Here is a 19,829-nt window from a genome sequence, read left to right as displayed (position 1 = left end):
GTGATGGCTACGAAGCGGTTGTCGGCGGACGCGCTTGCCGATGAGCTCAAGAGGCGCATCGGTCATACATTTGCCGATAGCCAGCGACTGCAGCGCGCGCTGACACATGCGAGCGCCCGCAGCAGCCATGCCGGGGTTGATTACGAACGTTTTGAGTTCCTCGGCGATCGCGTTCTCGGTCTTGTTGTCGCGGACATGCTGCTGGCGGCGTTTCCGGACGCGGCCGAGGGCGAACTGTCGGTTCGGCTCAATGCCTTGGTCAATGCCGAAGCCCTGGCGGAAATCGCCGAGGATATCGGCCTGCCCGAACTCATCCGTGCCGGCTCCGATGTGCGTGGTCTTGATGGGCGCAAACGCGTCAATCTGCGCGCTGATGCGCTGGAATCACTGATCGCCGTGCTTTATCTCGACGGTGGTCTGGAGGCGGCCCGGGCCTTCATCCACAAATACTGGCAGTCGCGCTCGCAAGCCACCGGCGCTGCCCGCCGCGATGCCAAGACCGAGTTGCAGGAATGGGCCCATCAGGCGGCAACCGCCGTGCCGGCCTACAAGATCGAAAGCCGCGAGGGACCCGACCACGATCCGCTCTTCACCGTCAGCGTCAAGGTCGGCGCTTTCCAGATGGCGACTGGCAGCGGGCGTTCCAAGCGCGAGGCCGAACAAGCCGCTGCCGCGGCACTGCTTGTGCGCGAAGGCGTCTGGCTTAATCAAGGAAGCGCTGCATGACCGCAACCGAAGACGCTGCTCCGGTACCGGAAGCCGCCGCCACTCACTCCGGCTTTGTCGCCCTGATCGGTGCGCCCAATGCGGGGAAATCGACGCTCGTGAACCAGTTGGTCGGGGCCAAGGTGTCGATCGTCACCCACAAGGTGCAGACGACGCGAGCCATCGTGCGCGGCATTGCCACGCATGAGAATGCGCAGATTGTGTTCGTCGACACGCCTGGCATCTTCAAGCCGAAGCGCCGGCTGGACACGGCGATGGTGACCACCGCCTGGGGCGGCGCCAAGGATGCCGATATCGTGCTTTTGCTGATCGATGCCGAGCGTGGCATCCGAGGCGACGCCGACGCGATCCTGGAGCGACTGAAGGATGTGCGCCAGACAATGGTGCTGATCCTCAACAAGGTTGACCGGGTCAAGCACGAGGCGCTGCTGGCCTTGTCGGCGGTAGCCAATGAAAGAGTACCTTTCAAGCGCACCTTCATGGTCTCGGCTCTGACCGGCTCCGGCTGCAAGGATGTTCTCGACTATCTGGCCGAAACGCTGCCGGCCGGTCCCTGGTATTATCCAGAGGATCAGATTTCCGACCTGCCGATGCGCCAGCTCGCCGCCGAGATCACACGCGAGAAACTCTATCTCAGACTGCATCAGGAATTGCCTTACTCCTCCCATATCGAAACCGAGAAATGGGAAGAGAAGAAGGATGGCTCGGTGCGTATCGACCAGGTCATCTATGTCGAGCGCGACAGTCAGAAGAAGATCGTCCTTGGCCACAAGGGCGAAACGATCCGCGCCATAGGCCAGGCCGCGCGCATGGAGATCGCCGGCATCCTCGAACAGAAGGTGCATCTGTTCCTGTTCGTCAAAGTGCGCGAGAACTGGGGTGACGACCCCGAGCGCTACCGCGAGATGGGCCTCGAATTCCCGCACTGAACCGGGCTCGGGAATGTGATCTGGCGACGCCTCAGTTGGCGCGTGTCCAGCTCACGTTCTTGCAGACAAGGCCGCCAACGATGCAGCCACGTGTCACGAGGCTGGCTTTCCTGACCTTGACCTGGATCGAATAGGTCAGGTTGCGTTTCGGATCGAAGGCCTTGCCAGCCAATGTGTCGGCGGACTTCGGCTTGACTGACATCACCAGCTTGTCGCCGACATTTTCGCCGCCGCTGGTGTCCTTGATCCATAGATTTGTTGCGCAGATATCGGACCCACAGGGCGCGATACGCACTTTTGCATTGCCATCGCCGCGCATCCAGATGCCACTGGCGTCGGGCTGTGACGCAGCCACCGCTGCACCAGCCAGCCAGACAACGCTCAACCCCAGCACGATCTTCCTTGCTTTCATGCCAACCTCGTCGCCACGCCTGGAAAATACGCGGACAATCCGATTGGAGTTTCAGCAAAAGATCTGTTTTTTGGTGGTTCTGTTGATCACAATGGGCTGACGCGTGCCTGCATCGCGAAACTGTATCGCCGCGCCGGCCGTTCCTGCAGTGGATCTGCAAAAGGCCTGCACAGGAGAGGCACTTGTTGAGAATTTACGCAATAGCCTATCTGGCCACGGCGCTCGTGTTCCTCGGCATCGATTCGATCTGGCTGACATTGACGGCAAGCCGGCTTTACAGGCCGCTGCTTGGCGACATGCTCGTTGATGGTTTCAACCTGGCGCCAGCCATGCTCTTTTATGCGATCTATGTTGGCGGTATCGTTTATTTCGGCATTCGGCCGGCCTTTGCAACGGGAAGCGCGACGACAGCCGCGCTGAACGGCGCCGTGTTCGGCTTTATTGCCTATGCCACATACGACCTCACCAATCAGGCGACCTTGAAGAACTGGCCGGTGGAGATAACCATTGCTGATCTCTGTTGGGGAACCATACTGTCAGCCACCGCGGCGACGTTGGGGTTCCTCATCGCCCGGTATCTTACTCGGACCGCCTAGCGTTCAGCGGTTGTCGCTTTCACCGATCAGGCCTGCGACCAGCAGTCCGACAAAGGCGGTCAATGTTCCCACGCTTGTCGCATTGAGCCTGACGAAAGCGGCATATTCCTGCGGCGTATAGAGATGCACCGGTGCTCCATAGTGTCCATGCAGGAACGTGAAAACCAGGAAAGCGGCGCCCGCGATCGTGAACCCGATCAGGCGTTCGCTGGGTCTGAAAACGACGAAGCCGATCAGCACGCAAGGGATCAGGAACATTTCCACGCCCGAGGCGACGCCAAACACCTTGGCGCTCAGCATTGTATTGGCGATACCGGCCAGCGGCAGCAGCGCGCGACCGCCGGTTGCGTTCAGCCGGGCCACTGCAGGCACGGCCGCGAAGAACGGCGTCGACAGGAACAACCAGAACGACGGCGTGATGTCCGACCCCACGATCCAGTAGAGATAGAGCGGATAGAAGGGCTGGTTGGAAACGACCACCAGCGCAATCAGATTGGCGGTCGCAACCAGTGGGTCGTCATGCGCGGCATAGGCACGAAGCGATTGCCAAAGCGACGAAAGGCTCAAGTCTGGCTACCCTTGGCCGGACGCAGGCGATAGTGAGACTGACGCCCCACTCTTCTCCGCCTGCATGGCCGAACAGCCCCGCCGTTGCCAGGAACAGCCGCCAGCGTCGGCGCCATAGCGTTGCGTTGGCGCCGTAGACGTCGCTCAGGATACGATCGATCCGCGGCCGGTTGGCGTCGAAATTGGCCAGCCAGTCCTCGGCGGTGCGCTGATAATGCTTGCCGCTCCAGCGCCATTCCTGCTCGACTTCGAAGATTTCGGGAAAACGCCGGATCAGGCCATGGCTAGGCATGACGCCGCCGGTGAAGAAGTGATTGGCGATCCAGTCGCTCTTGTCGGCGTGGTCGAAGCGGTAGCAGCCGTTCCGGTGTGTGAAGACGTGCAGGAACAGCTTGCCGTCATCCGCGATCCAGCCCTTGACCCGCTCCAGCAGCGTTTTCCAGTTCGACATATGCTCGAACATCTCGACCGACACCACGCGGTCGAAGAGGTCTTCTGGCGAAAACTCGTTCATGTCGGCGGTGATGACGCGGACATTGTCGAGGTTGCGTGCCTTCGCCTGCTCTTCAATATAGCGGCGTTGCGGCGCGGAATTCGAAACGGCGACGATCCGGGCGGCCGGAAAGCGTTGCGCCATGAACAGCGTCAGCGAGCCCCAGCCGCAACCAAGTTCCAGGATGCGCTGCCCATCGATGATATCGGCGTGGGCAATGGTTTCCTCCAGCGCATGGACTTCCGCCAGCGCCAGTGTTTCGGCGCCGTTGCCATAGAGACAACTGGAATACTTCCGGCGTGGTCCAAGTGTCAGGCCGAAGAAGGCCGGCGGCAGTTCGTAATGCTGCTCGTTGGCGGCCTCGACATGAGTGGCGATCGGGTGCTGCGCCATGGCACGGGCGAAATCGCCGTCAGTGGACATTGAGCCGGCTGACAGGCGGCGTCGGGTTCGTCCGACAAGGAACTGGATGCCGTACCGGGTCAACGGGTCCGGCAATGGCGTGCGCTCGACGGTGTTGATGGCGGAGGCGATCAGGTTCATGCGGGCCCACTCTTCGGCGTCTGGAGGGAGGATGTCGGCATGGGTGGCCCCGGCCAGAACGCGTTGACGCGGGCCTGATAGGCGCGAAAGCTGGCGCCGCGCGATCGCAGCATGTGCGCTTCCAGTGGCGGGATGCCGGAGACGTGGACAAGCAGCCAGTACATGAAGGCCGGGCCGCAGAGCGCGATCCATCCCCATGGATAGGCGCCGCTCAGGTCTATGGCGATGACCGCATAGGCAAGCCAGCCCAGCCATTCAAAGAAGTAATTCGGGTGACGTGAAAAGGCCCAGAGGCCAACGCCGCAGACGCGACCTTTGTTGGCGGGGTCGGCGCGGAACCGGGTCAGTTGTCTGTCAGCCACCGCTTCGCCGCTGATGGCGACGGCAAGGATGAGGACGCCCAACCAGTCGCTTATACGAAGGGCAGGCGCGGGGTTATGCGCGGCGGCGGCGATGGCGACAACCAGCAACAGTGCGCAAGCTGCCTGGATCTGCAGGAACCAGAACAGGCGGCTGCGAAAATGGTCGCCCCACTCCTCGCGAAGCGCTGCATAGCGCGGATCATCGCCACCTTTCCTCGTACGCGCGACGATATGCAGACCGAGTCGCAGCGACCAGAGCGCGACCAGCCCGGCGACGGCAAGTTGTCGGAGTGTCGGATGCTGCCACTCGCCAACAGGAAAGAGCGACGCCACAACGCCGGCGCCGCCGACCGCTAATGACCATATCGCATCCACCCATCCGGATTGTCCCAGGCGAATCGCGACCGCCCATGCGCCCGTCATAATGAGCGAGAGGGAGATGGCGATTGCGATGATCGAGGCGGCGAGTGTCACGGAATGGTGTCTTGATCGGTCAGGACGCGTTGTTCTCAGACCAATAACGCGACAATGCCCCGGCGAGTTTCGCTCCGACGGTAAAAGCCTTCGCCAATGAATGGATGGATCCAATTCCCGCGAGCCGTCACGTCAGCGGTAGCCTGATACGGCCATGCATAGTGGTGCCGCCGCATGTGGCATCCCGCGCGTATCTTCTTTGAGGCGCTCATTCCAGAAATGGGGCAGAATCGTGAGGAGAAATTCCTGATTTAGCCAAAAATCGGAATTTAGTTCTTATGATTGCCGGATACCCGGATAAATTCGTAGTTAAAGATTTAGTTAGCCGAATAATTGTAAGAGTATTATGTAATAAATACTGCGATGTGCCATTTGTGCCATTTGCATATTGTGACGTGATATTTGTACAACACAACACTAATCTGTATATTATAAGGTTATTATTTCCATATTTGTCATTGAAGGCTGAAGGTCGATGAGTATGTTCGCCGCCGAAAGAGGGGCGCGGTGCGAGCCTTTTTCGACGTGGGGTAAGGCGGGGAATGCTGCTGTCAGCCACAAATTCCGAAGCCAAATTGTAACTATGACTGGAGAGGTCAGAAAATGAACATCAAGAGCCTTCTTCTCGGCTCCGCTGCGGCAATGATCGCAGTCTCTGGCGCTCGCGCGGCTGATGCTGTCGTCGTTGCCGAGCCAGAACCAGCCCAGTACGTCAAGATCTGCGACGTTTATGGCGCCGGCTACTTCTATATTCCTGGCACCGAGACCTGCCTGCGCGTTGGCGGCTATATCCGTTTTGATCTCGGCGGCGGCGACGTCGGTTCGTTGGACGGCGCACGCACCAGGGACGTGCTGACTGGCGAAGAGCAGGGCACATGGATGAACAACACCCGCTTCGCGCTGAGGACCTGGACTGGCCAGGAAACCGAACTCGGTACCTTGAAGACCTTTACCGAGACCCGCTTCAACTACGGCAACCAGAACCGCAACTTCCACAAGAGCGCCGCGGGCGAGGGCGATAGCCCTCAGAACTATGCCTACAACAAGCCCGTCGACCTGCATTTCGCATGGATTCAGCTTGGTGGCCTGCGCATCGGTAGGGACGAAACGGTCTATGATTCGTTCATCGGCTACGCCGGCAATGTGATCCAGACACCATTATCAAGTACGGTGAAAAGGACACCAACCTGATCAGCTACTACTTCGATGGAGGCAGCGGCTTCACGGCGGTGGTCTCGCTGGAAACGGGCGCTGGTGACCACTCGATCGATAGCTACGTTCCGCACGTTGCCGGTGGCGTGAAGTACAAAGGCGACTGGGGTGCGATCACCGCGGTTGGCGGCTACAACAGCAACTGGGAAGAATGGGCCGGCAAGGCTCGCCTCGATATCAAGGCGACCAAGGATCTGACCCTGTTCTTGATGGCGGGTTATGGCACCGACCACAACATTGCGAAGAGCTTTTACAAGCCTTGGAGCGGTAACTTCGCGGTCTGGGGTGGCGGAAGCTACACAGTCAACAAGAAGACCTCGCTTAACGCGCAGATCTCCTACACCGATGCCAAGGACTTCGCCGTGGCGGCAAACGTCGCCTATACGATCGTTCCCGGCTACACGATCACGGCCGAAGTCGACTATTACGACAATTTCGACAAGAGCAACTCGGATGCGATCGGCGGCATAGTCCGCTTCCAGCGCTCGTTCTAACGGTCAGCATCTGGCACGGACCGCCCGCGGCTCATTGCTGCGGGCGGTCCTCTTTCTTTGGCGAGGGAGGTCAGCCCAAGCCTTATCTTGATTTCGCCACCTAACCGGTGAAAAGCTCTCGTCATGGAATGGCGCGACGAGGGAATCATTCTCGGCACCCGCAAGCATGGCGAAACCAGCGCCATCCTCGAGGTGATGACACGCGCGCATGGCAGGCATCTCGGCCTCGTGCGCGGCGGGCGTTCGCGCAAGCAGCAACCCGTCCTCCAGCCCGGCAACCGCGTCGACCTTCTCTGGCGCGCCCGCCTTGACGAGCATCTCGGCACATTCCAGGCCGAGGCGATCGAGATGAATGCCGCGCGACTGATGGACAGCGCCGTTGCCGTTTATGGACTGCAGACCATGGCGGCGCATCTACGCCTTTTGCCGGAGCGCGATGCCCATGGCGGGCTTTATGAGACGTTTGGCGTCATGATCGCCCATCTCGACGATGCGGACGCAGCCGGCGAACTGGTGGCGCGGTTCGAGCTCCTGATCCTGGAAGAACTCGGCTTTGGCCTCGATCTCAGCCAGTGTGCCGCGACCGGCAGCCGGGACGACCTTGCCTATGTCTCGCCCAAGTCCGGCCGCGCCGTGTCGCGCGAGGCGGGCACACCGTGGCGCGACAAGATGCTGGCACTGCCCGCCTTCCTGCATCGCGGCTCCGGCCTGCGCGCCGATCCGGCGGCGATCGAAGATGCATTCCGGCTTACAGGGTTTTTCTTCGTCCGGCATGTCTACGAACCGCGTGCCATCGAGGCGCCTGGGGCGCGGGCTGGCTTCCTTGCCTCATTGCGCAAACACTATGCATCCCGCAAATCCGCAGCCGTAGAGGCCGCAACCGGGGAACGCGCCGTATGAGCGAGGTGGAACTTTATCCCGGCCGCGTCGCGACGCTCGGCCTCGGCACCATTCCGCATGAGGACATCCTGAAATACACCGGCATCGAGTTGCTCCAGCGCATCATCGACAACAAATACCCGGCGCCGCCGATTTCCTTCCAGCTCAACTTTGCCATCGCTGAAGTGTCGGAAGGGCGAGCCGTATTTCATGGTGTGCCGAACGAGCGGCATCTGAACCCGCTGGGCGGCGTGCATGGCGGTTGGGCGGCAACGTTGCTGGATTCGGCGCTTGGCTGCTCGGTACAGACACTGCTCGAAAAAGGCGAGGCCTATGCGACGGCGGAATTCAAGGTGAATCTGACGCGGCCGATCACGCCAAGGACCGGCGAAGTGGTATGCGAGGGAAAAGTGGTTCACAAGGGACGCACTCTGGTGGTGTCGGAAGCCACACTGAAGGACGCCAACGGCAAGCTGCTGGCCTTCGGTACTGAAACATGCTCGGTCTTTCCGGCGGCCAATCTGGCGGTACGTTGACGTGACTGCAAGGACCGGTCCGGTTTGGGGGATCCGCTATGTTTGAAAATCTGATCGGCCTTGTGGCCATCATCGCGCTGTTCGTCATCGTCTCCCGTCAGCAGAGCCGCATCGGCCTGATCGAGCGCGAGTTGGGTGCACTGCGCGGTCTCGTGAGTTTGGGGGCGAATACGGCGTTGCCGCAGGCCAAACCGGCGGCTCAGGCCGCGGATGGTGGCAAGCCTGCGGACGCGCTTTTGGCGGCAGCCGCGGACGCCGCATCGACACCCGCGAGCGAACTCGCCGCGGCACAGGCAGCGGTGGTAGAGGATGAAACCACTGCCGAGGCCGTGCCCGGACCTTGGACTGTAACCGCGCCCACCGAATCCAGACCTGTCGAGCCGGCCGCGCCGGCGAAAGCCGCCCGCCAGTCAGATGTCGAAACCGCGCTCGGTACGCGCTGGGCGGTCTGGGTCGGCGGCATTGCTCTGGCGCTTGGTGGTCTGTTCCTGATCCGCTACACGATTGAAGCCGGGATTTTCGGCCCTGGCGTGCGGCTCACGATGGCCGCGATATTCGGCCTGGTGCTGGTTGCCGCCAGCGAATTCATTCGCCGCACCGGTTTCAAGGTGCCAGTACAAGGCATTGCCGACGCTTATATCCCCGCGATCCTGACGGCTGCAGGCGCTTTCATCCTGTTCGGCACCGTCTATGCCGCCTATGCCGTCTACGGCTTCATCGGACCTGCGTTCGCCTTCGTGCTTCTGGGGGCCATCGGCATTGCAACAATTGTTGCCGCCCTTGTTCACGGCCAGGCCTTGGCCGGGATAGGCCTGCTTGGTGCCATTGTGACGCCGATGCTGATTGCCTCGCAGGCACCCAATCCATGGGCTTTGTTCGGTTATCTGGCCATCGTTCTCGCGGCAACCGGCGTCATAGCCCGTATGCGCGACTGGGCGCTGCTGATGGCGGCGGCTTTTGTCGGGGTCGGCATCTGGACATTGCTCTATATGACCGATTCACCAGGCGCGAACCTGTCGGTCATCCTGTTCATCAAGGCCGTAACTCTCGTCATTCTTGCCTTCGTGTGGCTTGGTCGTCGCGTGGAACCTGAACAAGCTGGTGGATTCGACTGGCCTTCGGTCGCGCCGGGCGTGTTTGTCGGACTTTGCGTTCTGGCGCTCTTCGTCGATCCGGCCTTCGCCTTGGCCGGCGATGCCTTGCCAGGCGCCATCCTGCTCGCTGCCATGGTGACTGTCGCGCTATACCGGACGCGAGCGGTGCCGCTTCTTTACGCCGCCGGACTGGTCGCGGTCATGGTCTACCTGGGCATCATCCCGCCGACGGCCGTTGCCTCGGACTTTCCCGGCGGCAGTCTCATCGTCAACGGCGTGGCGGTAGTCACCGCCGACACCCTCACTTTCAGAATCGGCATCGTCCTGGGACTCTTTTTCATCCTCGCCGGTTTCTGGGCTGCCCGAGGATCGGCCGCATCGGCGCCGGTTCGCGCTGCTTCCTGGGCCGCCTGGGGCGTCATCGTGCCGGTGGTGATACTGTTTTCGCTCTGGTTCACCTTCGGCAATCTCGATCGTGACTTCGGCTACGCGTTTGGCGCAATACTGCTGGTGGTGGCATTCGCGGCCGGTGGCGAATGGATCGCGGGCCGCGAAGCACCGCCTAGGAAGGGCGGTGCTGCCGTTTCATTCGCGCTTGGCGGCGCGGCCGTTTCAGCGCTTCTGATGCTGCATATGGCGTTCGGTTCCGGCATGACCACCATCATGATCGGAGCGTCGGCGGTCGTGCCGGCGCTGGCCACCCGCTGGCGTAGCTACCCGGTGCTCGGCTGGATTTCCGTCGGTGCGGCCATCGCGGTGCTTTGCCGCGTGGCGTTTGACCCGACCGTGGTCGGTGCTGAGTTCCTGTCGACGACGCCGGTGTTCAACTGGCTTTTGCCGGGGTACGGCGTTCCGGCACTCGCCTTTGGCTTTGCCGCCTGGCAGCTTGCCCGTACCACCAATGGCCGGCCGCGCCTCGCGATGGAGGCGGCCGCGGCACTGTTCGCGCTGCTCACCGTCGCCATCCTGGTGCGCCACGCCATGCATGGAGGCGTCATTACCAGCGGCGCGCCGTCCCTGGCCGAGCAAGCTATCTATACGTTGATCGCGCTCGGTGCCGGTGCCATCCTGATCGCAATCGATCGGCGTCAACCCAGTTCGGTGCTTCGCTATGGATCGATGGCGGCCGGTGTGGCCTCGGTGCTCTTCATCGTCGGGCAACATTTCGCGATGTTGAATCCGCTGTTCACCGACGAATCCACGGGCCGGATCCCGGTATTCAACCTGCTGTTCCTCGCTTATCTGCTGCCGGCTGTCGCTGCTGGCGGGCTGGCGCTGTACGCCCGCGACAAGCGGCCGAAATGGTATGCGGCGATGCTGGCATTGGTAGCGGCGTTGCTCGCCTTTGCCTATGCCACCCTGTCGGTCAGGCGATTTTTCAAGGGCGAGTTCATCGGCTACTGGAGTGGCCTCGGCCAGGTTGAAACCTACACCTATTCGGCGTTGTGGCTGGTCATGGGCGTCGTACTTCTCACGGCCGGCGTCTGGCTGAAATCGCAAGTGCTGCGCATAGCATCGGCGGTTCTGATTTCGGTCGCCGTGCTGAAGGTGTTCCTGTTCGACATGTCGGAGCTTGAAGGAGTGCTACGGGCATTGTCCTTCATTGGCCTCGGCGCGGTTCTGATCGGGATTGGGCTGTTCTATCAGCGTCTGCTGACCCGTGCGGCGAGAGAAAACGGATAATCGCGTGGAAATTATGGGTTTCCCGTCTGTGCGGGAATAAAAGGGCCGCTTGCCGCGTTACATCATTGCTTGGGTGACCGGGGCGGCGGACCGCTTCGCGCTTGGCCGCTTGCGCCGCGCCGAGAAGGCGCGTTCAATTGATCTCGGTAAGAGGCGACTTCAGAACCAGCGGTCATGGACGAGAAGAAGGCAGCAATCCTTGGCGAAATACCGCGTCTGCGCCGCTACGCACGCTCGCTTCTGCGCGACCGTGACGCAGCCGACGACCTCGTCCAGGATTGCCTCGAGCGGGCACTTGTCCGGCTCGACAATTGGCAGACTGGAGAAAGCCCCCGGAGGTGGCTGTTTACGATCATGCATCATTTGTTCATCGACCAGATGCGCAAGGTAAATCGACGTGGTGAAGCCGCGATGCTGCCGCTGGAAGCAGGCGAGGCGCTTGGACAGCCCGCCGAGCAGATGGAAAGCATCGCTTCGCGTGAAATCATCGACGCGTTGCAGGCAATCAGCCCTGACCGGCGCGCCGCGCTGGTGATGGTCGCCATAGAAGGATTTTCCTATGCCGAGGCCGCCAACATCCTTGGCGTGCCGGCCGGCACGCTGATGTCGCGCATTGCGCGTGGACGCGAGGAGTTGCGCGGATTGCTGGACGACACAGCCCGCCGCCGGACGATAAGGATCGTCGAGAAATGATCCGGCGCGATTTTTCCGAACGTGACATTCACATGGCACTCGACGGCGAACTGCCAGCCGACGAACGCGTGGCCTACGAGACCTGGCTCGACTCCAATCCCGAGATGAAGGCGAAGAGCGTGCGCTATACGGCCGATCGCACCGCTCTGCGTGTAGCCTTCGCCGTCGTGCTCGATGAACCGGTGCCGGCGCGATTGCGCAAGGCCGTGCTCGGCGAAACTCCGCCGATGAGGGTCGCCGCGCGGCGCTCGCGCTGGTGGCTTGCGGCGGCTGCGGCGGCGGTCCTGGCTGTTGGCGGTCTTGGTGGCTATTTTGCCGGAATTGACCATTTGGGTCAGGAAGATCAGGCGGAAGATCAGCTTGCAGAACAGGCGATCGCGGCTCACGTCATCTATGCCGCGGAACAAAGGCACGCGGTGGAAGTTCCGGCAAGCGACAGGGATCACCTGCAGACCTGGCTGTCCAATCGGGTAGGCCTGAAGCTCGTGGCGCCGGACCTGACCGCGAACGGGTTCCAACTGGTTGGTGGCCGGCTCTTGCCAGCAGGCCAGGGCAAAGCCGCGATGCTGCTTTACCAGGACGACAAGGGCGAGCGCATCTCTCTCTTCGTCACCGCCGAATCGTCGGAGAATGCCAAGGGTACCTACGCATCGGTTGAAGATGGCCCGCAGGCCGTCTATTGGCTGGACAAGGGGTATGGCTGCGCGGTTGTCGGCTCGCTGCCGCATGAGCGGCTGGCCGACGTGGCGAAGAGCGCCTACACGCAACTCGTGAACGGTCTGGCCGGCTGAACAGAGCTGGCTTTTGCCGGCGACGATGCGCGAGGATAGCCATGCTGCTCAAATGGCCACGGCATCGCGTTTCCCTCGTAGAGTGCAAGGATGCCATTGCACTTTATTTTCCCGGCGATCTCCGTGCAAAATGCTTTCCGATTTTTGGGTTCACCCACGGGGCCAGAACTGTCACAATTCGGCCCTAATCGAGGTGCGATAGCGCTTGATGATCATCGGCACTTCGGCTGATATCAGCAGTGTTTAGACAAGGGCGTTTCCACAACCCAATCGAGGTTTTCCGAGCCCGCATGCCTGCCGAGATCCGCACGGCCCGCGCGACCGACGTCGATGACCTCGCTGCCATCGAGAAGGCCGTTTTCGCGAGCGACCGCATTTCCCGCCGTTCCTTTCGCCTCTTGATCGAACGTGAGACCGCCGAAATGCTGGTCGCCGAGTACGATGGGCACATTGCCGGCTATGCCGTCGTGCTGTTTCGCAAGGGCAGTGGTGTCGCGCGTCTCTACTCCATCGCGACCGGCCCCTTTTTTGGCGGGCGCGGCATCGGCCGGCTGCTGTTGGAGCGGGCGGAGGAGGCGGCTTTCGAGCATGGCCGCATGATGCTGCGCCTGGAAGTGCGCGAAGACAACGCCAGGGCCATCCGCATCTATGAGCAGAGTGGCTACCGCAAGATCGGCCGCGAACTCGGCTACTATGGCGACGGCCAAACGGCGCTGCGCTACGAAAAGACCTTGCGCGGCGACATTCCGATCGCGACCAAAGCCATTCTATCAGCAGACCTGCGAATTCACCTGCGGCCCGTGCTGCCTGATGATGGCGATGTCCAATTTCGATCGCGGCTTCGTGCCGGATCCGGTCATGGAAATCCGGTTGTGGCGCGAGGCGACGACGATTTTCATGATGTCGGGTCCTGGCGGCTGCGAGCCGTTCGGACTGGCCGTCGCCGGCCACGAAAGCGGACTTTCGGCCGAGATATTTGTGTCTTTCTACGGTGCGTTGTTTCTGCAGTCGGTGCGCAGCGAGGACAAGCGCCGGGTGATGGAACTGGCGCAGGTCGATTTTCGTCGCCGCGCGGAACGATACGGCATCCCTGTCAATTACCGTCCGTTCGTCATCGACGATATTCGCGCGGCGATCGCGGAAGGGAAACTCGTGCTGGTCCTCATCAGCGGCTTCATCATGTTCGGCAAGAAGGTGCCGCACTGGGTGCTCGCAATCGGCGATGATGGCGATCATATTCTGATCCACGATCCCTGGGTCGAGGACGAGAAGCAGGAGACAATCCTTGATGCCGCCAACATTCCCGTGCCCTACGGCATCTTCATGAACATGGCCCAGTTCGGCCGCGACGGATTGCGCGCGGCTATCATTCTCGGAAAGCGCTGAAGACAATGACCTGGGTCATCCTGACAGGCCGGCAGAGCGATCTCGACCAGGTGGCGACACCGCACAAGATCATTACCAACCGCGACTATCTCGCACATCCGTCGCTGTTTCGCGGCCAGCGGCCCAAGGTCATCAACCTGTCGAACAGCTACAGCTATCAGAGCCGCGGCTACTATGCCTCGCTGCTGGCCAGCTCACGCGGCCACAAGGTCATCCCCACGGTCGAGACGATGATCGACCTGTCGGAGCGCAAGCTTTATGAGCATGCGTTGCCGGAACTGGAACTGGCGCTCAACAAATGCCGCAAGGATCTTGGCGGCGCCTTTCCGCAAAAGGTCTGCATCTTCTTCGGCATCGGCCCGTCGAAGGTCTGGGACCGCTTCGCAAAACTTCTGTTCGACTGGTTCCGGGCACCGGCGCTGGAGGTCCACATCAAGGACAGCGCCGAATGGGCATCGATCCGGAAGATCGGCTTCCACCCACTCGCGCGGATGACCGAGGAGGAGGAAGCGCACTTCATCCAGTGCCTCGAGACCTACACCAACCGCGAATGGCGCGATACCAAGGGCCGCACGCCGGCGCGCTACACTTTCGCCACGCTGGTCGATCCGCATGAGGAATTGGCGCCGTCGCAGATTTCGTCGCTGCGCTACTGGGCCAAGATCGCTGAAAAGATGGGCGTCGAAATCGAACCCATCACCAAGAAGGATCTGGCCAAGCTCGCCAATTACGACGCGCTGTTCATCCGCGAGACCACGTCGATCTCCAACCATACCTACCGCTTCGCGCGCCGCGCCCAGCAGGAAGGCATGCCCGTCATCGATGATCCACTGTCGATGATCCGCTGCACCAACAAGGTCTATCTCAACGAACTGATGACCTACAACAAGGTGCCGGTGCCGCCTACGGTGATGATCGCCGGTACGTCGGATCTTGAACTGGCGGCACAGACGCTGGGTTTCCCGCTGGTGCTGAAAATCCCGGATTCCTCGTTCTCGCGCGGTGTCAAGAAATGCGCCACCTTCGAGGAATTGAAGACGCTGGCGACCGAATGGCTGGAGGATTCCGACCTCCTGATCGCACAGAAATTCATTCCCACCGAATATGACTGGCGCGTCGGCGTGCTTGGCGGCCAGCCGCTGTTTGCCGTGCACTATCTGATGGCCAAGAAGCACTGGCAGATCGTCAACCACAAGGCCAACGGTAAGCCGGACCAGGGTGGCATCAAGACCTTCACGCTGAAGGAAACGCCGGCCCATGTCGTCGAGACGGCGGTGAAGGCGGCGCGCTGCATCGGCGACGGCCTCTACGGCGTCGACCTCAAGGAAACCAAGGATGGCGTCTTCGTCATCGAGGTCAACGACAATCCCAACCTCGATCACGGCTGGGAGGATTCCGGCGAGAAGGACGAGGTCTGGGTGCGGCTGACGCAATGGTTCCTGGAACGGTTGGATCGGCCGGGCCGGTAATCTGATAGAGGGAAAAAGATGCTGTTCCTGGTAACCGAGGACTTTCGGGGCTGCGATCGCAAGGAGATATATCGCCGCTTCCGCGATCGCGGCCGCTTGAAGCCGGACGAGCTTCTCGTGCACCACAGCTGGATCGCCGCGGACATGAGCCGCTGCTTCCTTCTGGTGGAGGCCGATGACGTCACGCTCCTGCAGCGCTGGGTTATCGAATGGGCCGATCTGGTGGAGTTCGAGATCGTTCCCGTGGCCACGAGCAAGGACATGGTCGGGGCATTGAGCGGGCACCTGTGACCGGCCCGTAGGCCATCGCTATCGAGTCAACGGAGCACCGGCGAACGCACCGCGCGCACGCATTGCTCGATCAGCCACTGGCGAAATGTCGCCACCACGTCGCGCCTTGCGCTGCGCTCCGGGATCGTCAGGCAATAGGGCTGGCGTAGTTCGAGCGCACGGGCGACCGGCCGGAACAGCCTGCCGTCTTCCAGTGCTTTGGCGCAATAGACCCCTTGCGCCAACGCGACGCCCAATCCCGAAATGGCAAGGTCGAGTGCCGCGCGCGATGAGTTGGCCGAGAGCCGCGCCGCGCTGCGCGGCCGGGCTCGATGCCAGCCGCTTCGAACCAGTTACGCCAGGATGGAAAGGACGCGCCTGTCGGTCCCCAGTCGGTATGGATGAGCGGCAGGCTCGCGAGGTCCTCGGGTCTGATCGTGCCGGCGAGTCCGGGCGCGCAGACGGGATAGACGGCGTCCCGGACGATGTCCTCGGTCGGGTGCTCGCGATAGTGCGGGCCGTAGGAGAGCCTGATGTCGATCAGCTCACGATCGAACGGCACTGGGTCATCATCGCCCCTGAGCGATATGTCGACGCTGCCATGGCTCGCGGCAAAGCCGGCGAGACGCCGCGAAAGCCAACCCATGGCCATGGACGGGGGCACCGACACCACAAGGCGGGTGCGGAATGCATCGCCGCCCAGTTCGCGCGCGACGCTGCCGATTTCCTGGAAGGCCATGGTCAGCCTGGGCAGCATCTCGATGCCGGCCTCGGTGAGGACGACGCGCCGGTTGACGCGGTGGAACAGCTTGCGTCCCATCTGCTCCTCGACGGTGCGGATGAGCTGGCTGACGGCGGCGGCCGAAACCGAAAGCTCGTCCGCTGCCGAGGCAAAGCTGCCGGTACGGGCCGCAGCCTCGAAGGCCTGAAGTCCCTTTAGAGACGGGAGTGCGACCATGATCACCAGATAGATAAGTTCAGCTTATCCGAATTGCAGAAATCGACGTTTTTGGAAAGGTTTTTCAGTGACTACAGTGACTTCATCAAATCCCAACCAGGATCGGGCTGATGGACCATCGCGACATAATCGCGTCATTGACGCCGGAAGAGCGCAGCCGTCTGACCGCCAAGTCGGACGTCGCGGGTCTCGTTCAGCTTGGCGCCCATTGGGGGGCGATCGTGATCATCGGATCGCTGATCGCCGCGAAGGTGCCGTTCTGGCCGTTGCTGATGCTGCCGCAAGGCATCCTCATCGTATTCCTGTTCACGCTCTTGCATGAGACCGTGCACCGGACAGCTTTCGAGACGCAATGGTTGAATGATGCCGTGGCGCGGATCTGCAGTCTGGCGCTCGCATTGCCGGCCGACTGGTTTCGCTACTTCCACTTCGCCCACCACCGTTTCACCCAGGATCCCGCGAATGATCCGGAACTGGCTTCCCCCAAGCCGGAGACGCTACGGCAGTATCTTGTGCATGTCTCCGGCATTCCGGTGTGGTGGAGCCACCTCAAGACACTCTACAGCAATGCGGTTGGTGGCAGCCTGGAAAGTTATGTACCGCCGAAAGGTCGGCCCAAAGTGCGTGCCGAGGCGCGCGCCATGATGACCTTTTACGTTGTCGTGCTGGCGCTGACCCTCTGGTTCAAGGCAACGACGCTGCTCTATGTCTGGATCATTCCCGCGCTGCTCGGCCAGCCATTTCTGCGCCTTTACCTGCTGGCCGAACACGGCCGTTGTCCGTTCGTTGCCAACATGCTGGAAAACACTAGGACGACACTGACCAACTGGGTGGTGCGCAAGCTGGCCTGGAACATGCCCTTTCACGCCGAGCACCACGCCTATCCCGGCGTGCCGTTTCATCAATTGCCGGAGTTCCACGCGCTGATTGAACGGCATCTCAAGGTGGTCGAGCCGGGCTACGTCAGCTTCCACGAGAAATACATAGAGGCACTGCGTTGAGTGGGCTGGCCCGCCGGACCAGCGTAAATTTCAATTCCGCCGAAGGATCCCGATGCCTCGGCAGCTGTCACCTGGATTGGCGGCGCGGAGTGGCTGATCCCAGCAGGCGCTGCATGGTCGCTGCATTCGACGGTGCGCCGATCAGATAGCCTTGCGCCTCCACGCAACCTTCCTTGCGCAGGAAGTCAAGCTGCGCTTCTGTCTCCACACCTTCCGCCGTGACCGTGATGCCAAGCTGGGCGCCGAGCCCGATGATCGTGCGCACGATCGCGGCGGTGTCGCGTTCGTCTATATCGCGGATGAAGGAACGGTCGATCTTGATCTTGTCGACGGGAAACCGGCGCAGATAGCCGAGCGACGAATAGCCGGTGCCAAAATCATCCAAGGCAATGCGCACGCCGAGATCGCGCAACTGCCGGAGCGACTTGTGCACTGTATCGCTCTCGTCCATCAGCACGGTCTCGGTGATTTCGAGTTCGAGCCGGTCAGCCGGCACGCCGGAATAGGCCAGTGCCGAGATGACGCTTCGTGCGAAGGCGCCGCTCCTGATCTGCATGGCCGAGACGTTGACGGCGATGCGCAGTCCGGATGGCCATCTGGCCGCGGTGGTGCAGGCCTTTCTCAACGCCCATTCGCCAAGCGGCACGACCAGCCCGGTTTCTTCCGCGACTCGGATGAAATCGTCCGGCTGAACGAGGCCTCGCGTCGGCGAGTGCCACCGCATCAAGGCTTCGGCTCCGACGACCTCACCGGAGGCGATATTCATGATCGGTTGAAAATCCAGCTCGAACTCACGGTGCGGCAGTGCCGCTTCAAGGTCTGCTTCAAGTGCGCGGCGCGCCCGCACCATCGCGTCCATGTCCGGTTCGAAGAAGCGGTAGAGGTTGTGCCCCTCGCTCTTCGCTCGATAGAGCGCCATGTCTGCATTTTTCAGCAGCGTTTCTGCGTCCTTGCCGTCCTCGGGGAACCGCGCGATGCCGAGGCTGATGCCGACATGCATGTCGCGGCTGTTGTCGTGAAACGGCTTTCCGATGGCCTCGACGATACGCTTTGCCAGTCTCTCCGCATCGCCCTGGCCCTTGAGGTTGAACTGGATGATGACGAACTCGTCGCCACCGAAACGGGCAACGATATCGATGTCATCACGCAGGCAGCGCCGCAAACGCTCGGCCACGCATTTCAGCAGCCAGTCGCCGGCCGGATGCCCCCAGGTATCGTTGATGGCCTTGAACCGGTCGAGGTCGAGCGAGAATACCGCAAGACGCGTATCCTTGGGGTCGCTCAAAGCCTGGTCGAGCCGTTCGCGGAACATGGAACGGTTGGGCAGGTTGGTCAGCGTGTCATGATGAGCCAGATGGGTCATGCGCTCTTCGACACGCCGGCGTTCGGTGACATCGTCGAAAGTGGCGACCCAGCCGCCACCGCTCATCGGCCGGCGCGAGATCATCAGCGTCCTGCCGTCGGCAAGATGGCGGTGCGTCGACCGTGTTTGCCCGGCGCGCAGGCAGACATCCGTCTTGGAAACCTCGTCCTCGATGTCGATGCCGGCATAAATGCCCTTGCTCACCAACAGGTGAAGCAACTCGCGGTGCGTCAGGCCAAATGGGAAGTCGGCCTCATCCAGCCCATAGAGTTCCAGAAAACGCTGGTTTCGCACGATCAGCCTGCCGTCCGCGTCATACATCAGCAAACCCTGCGACATGTTGGCGAGCGCGGCGTCGAAGCGGCGGTGCTGTTCCTTCAGGTTCTGTTCGGCATGCCGCTGTTCGGTGATGTCCTCATAGATCGACACCCAGCCGCCCAAGGCGAGCGGCCGGTGGGAGATGTTGATGATGCGCCCGTCGGAAAGGATCTCCTCGTAGGTCGAGGGTTTTGCTTGGTCGATATAGGGCTTGCGGATGGCGTAAAGCTCTTTGGCGCTCTGCGAGGCGACGCCGATGTCGACACTGTGCTGGAGGATATCGAAAAACAGGATGCCCGGCTGCATGACCTTGGCATCAAGGCAGAATATGCGGACATAATTGCCGTTGCAGATGATCATGCGCTCGTCGGCATCGAACATGCACAGGCCATGCGACATGTTCTCGACGGCCGCCGAAAAACGCTCGTTTTGTTCGCGCAACTCGTCTTCAATTCGTCGGATCGGGCTAACGCCTTCGGCCTCCCGTCCCGGGGTGGGCGAACCAGCCTTGAAATCAGCGACGGGCATAGGCGCGCCTGCAGACCGTGATCCAACGCGGTAATGTTATCCTTGCCGGTTA

Annotated in this window: 15 protein-coding genes and 4 pseudogenes; 13 read left to right on the top strand and 6 right to left on the bottom strand. The window is 61.3% G+C overall.

The window, feature by feature from the left end:
* Window positions 1-3 precede the first annotated feature (3 nt).
* Window positions 4-726, top strand: a complete 723-nt coding sequence (rnc, locus tag LGH82_RS09795; RefSeq protein WP_227349534.1) for a ribonuclease III — start codon at window positions 4-6, stop codon at window positions 724-726.
* Complete coding sequence (gene era, locus LGH82_RS09790; protein ID WP_227348306.1) at window positions 723-1,655, top strand: GTPase Era; 933 nt, start codon at window positions 723-725, stop codon at window positions 1,653-1,655. The genes rnc and era overlap by 4 nt, the downstream gene beginning before the upstream one ends.
* Window positions 1,656-1,686: 31 nt before the next feature.
* Here era and LGH82_RS09785 read toward each other — a convergent pair whose 3' ends face one another.
* The gene (locus tag LGH82_RS09785) at window positions 1,687-2,067 is read right to left on the bottom strand and encodes a DUF2147 domain-containing protein (protein ID WP_227348305.1); all 381 of its coding nucleotides are present in this window, start codon (window positions 2,065-2,067) and stop codon (window positions 1,687-1,689) included.
* Window positions 2,068-2,252: 185 nt separating this feature from the next.
* On the opposite strand from LGH82_RS09785, the gene LGH82_RS09780 reads away from it, so the two are divergent.
* Window positions 2,253-2,663, top strand: a complete 411-nt coding sequence (locus LGH82_RS09780; protein WP_227348304.1) for a DUF2177 family protein — start codon at window positions 2,253-2,255, stop codon at window positions 2,661-2,663.
* Window positions 2,664-2,666: 3 nt separating this feature from the next.
* On the opposite strand, the gene LGH82_RS09775 is transcribed toward LGH82_RS09780, so the two are convergent.
* The 3 genes and pseudogenes from LGH82_RS09775 to LGH82_RS09765 form a co-directional block, all read right to left on the bottom strand.
* Window positions 2,667-3,230 carry a hypothetical protein gene (locus tag LGH82_RS09775; protein WP_227348303.1) on the bottom strand — a complete coding sequence of 188 codons (564 nt, stop codon included), beginning with the start codon at window positions 3,228-3,230 and terminating at the stop codon, window positions 2,667-2,669.
* Window positions 3,227-4,266 (bottom strand): annotated as a pseudogene (locus LGH82_RS09770) (SAM-dependent methyltransferase). The gene LGH82_RS09775 and the pseudogene LGH82_RS09770 overlap by 4 nt, the downstream one beginning before the upstream one ends.
* Window positions 4,263-5,102 carry a DUF1295 domain-containing protein gene (locus LGH82_RS09765; RefSeq protein WP_227348302.1) on the bottom strand — a complete coding sequence of 280 codons (840 nt, stop codon included), beginning with the start codon at window positions 5,100-5,102 and terminating at the stop codon, window positions 4,263-4,265. The pseudogene LGH82_RS09770 and the gene LGH82_RS09765 overlap by 4 nt, the downstream one beginning before the upstream one ends.
* 603 nt (window positions 5,103-5,705) lie before the next feature.
* On the opposite strand from LGH82_RS09765, the pseudogene LGH82_RS09760 reads away from it, so the two are divergent.
* From LGH82_RS09760 to LGH82_RS09720, 9 genes and pseudogenes are all read left to right on the top strand, one after another.
* Window positions 5,706-6,808, top strand: a pseudogene (locus tag LGH82_RS09760) (porin).
* A 123-nt stretch (window positions 6,809-6,931) separates the two neighbouring features.
* A complete protein-coding gene (recO, locus tag LGH82_RS09755; RefSeq protein WP_227348301.1) occupies window positions 6,932-7,708 on the top strand; it encodes a DNA repair protein RecO in 777 nt (258 codons plus the stop codon).
* Window positions 7,705-8,223: a PaaI family thioesterase gene (locus LGH82_RS09750; RefSeq protein WP_227348300.1), complete on the top strand. Its 519-nt coding sequence runs from the start codon at window positions 7,705-7,707 to the stop codon at window positions 8,221-8,223. The genes recO and LGH82_RS09750 overlap by 4 nt, the downstream gene beginning before the upstream one ends.
* A gap of 38 nt (window positions 8,224-8,261) precedes the next feature.
* Window positions 8,262-11,000: a DUF2339 domain-containing protein gene (locus LGH82_RS09745; RefSeq protein ID WP_227348299.1), complete on the top strand. Its 2,739-nt coding sequence runs from the start codon at window positions 8,262-8,264 to the stop codon at window positions 10,998-11,000.
* 174 nt (window positions 11,001-11,174) lie between these two features.
* Window positions 11,175-11,693, top strand: coding sequence for an RNA polymerase sigma factor (locus LGH82_RS09740; protein WP_227348298.1), 519 nt, complete (start codon window positions 11,175-11,177; stop codon window positions 11,691-11,693).
* Window positions 11,690-12,484, top strand: coding sequence for an anti-sigma factor family protein (locus tag LGH82_RS09735; protein WP_227348297.1), 795 nt, complete (start codon window positions 11,690-11,692; stop codon window positions 12,482-12,484). Before LGH82_RS09740 ends, LGH82_RS09735 begins: the two co-directional genes overlap by 4 nt.
* 290 nt (window positions 12,485-12,774) lie before the next feature.
* A pseudogene (locus tag LGH82_RS09730) lies at window positions 12,775-13,870 on the top strand (peptidase C39 family protein).
* Between the two features lie 5 nt (window positions 13,871-13,875).
* Window positions 13,876-15,339 (top strand): RimK family protein, encoded by a 1,464-nt coding sequence (locus LGH82_RS09725; RefSeq protein ID WP_227348296.1) that lies wholly within the window; start codon window positions 13,876-13,878, stop codon window positions 15,337-15,339.
* An 18-nt stretch (window positions 15,340-15,357) separates the two neighbouring features.
* Window positions 15,358-15,630 (top strand): DUF3303 domain-containing protein, encoded by a 273-nt coding sequence (locus LGH82_RS09720; protein WP_227348295.1) that lies wholly within the window; start codon window positions 15,358-15,360, stop codon window positions 15,628-15,630.
* 26 nt (window positions 15,631-15,656) lie between these two features.
* On the opposite strand, the pseudogene LGH82_RS09715 reads toward LGH82_RS09720, so the two are convergent.
* Window positions 15,657-16,567 (bottom strand): annotated as a pseudogene (locus tag LGH82_RS09715) (LysR substrate-binding domain-containing protein).
* Window positions 16,568-16,677: 110 nt separating this feature from the next.
* Here LGH82_RS09715 and LGH82_RS09710 point away from each other — a divergent pair.
* Window positions 16,678-17,568, top strand: a complete 891-nt coding sequence (locus LGH82_RS09710) for a fatty acid desaturase family protein (RefSeq protein WP_227348294.1) — start codon at window positions 16,678-16,680, stop codon at window positions 17,566-17,568.
* A gap of 67 nt (window positions 17,569-17,635) precedes the next feature.
* Here the strand turns inward: LGH82_RS09710 and LGH82_RS09705 are convergent, their stop codons facing one another.
* Window positions 17,636-19,777: a putative bifunctional diguanylate cyclase/phosphodiesterase gene (locus LGH82_RS09705; RefSeq protein WP_227348293.1), complete on the bottom strand. Its 2,142-nt coding sequence runs from the start codon at window positions 19,775-19,777 to the stop codon at window positions 17,636-17,638.
* Between the last annotated feature and the right edge of the window lie 52 nt (window positions 19,778-19,829).

Origin of the sequence: Mesorhizobium sp. PAMC28654 (genome assembly GCF_020616515.1) — a bacterium.
Lineage (GTDB): Bacteria > Pseudomonadota > Alphaproteobacteria > Rhizobiales > Rhizobiaceae > Mesorhizobium.
Note: the sequence above shows the minus strand (reverse complement) of the source record. Positions and strands in the feature narration are given on the sequence as shown.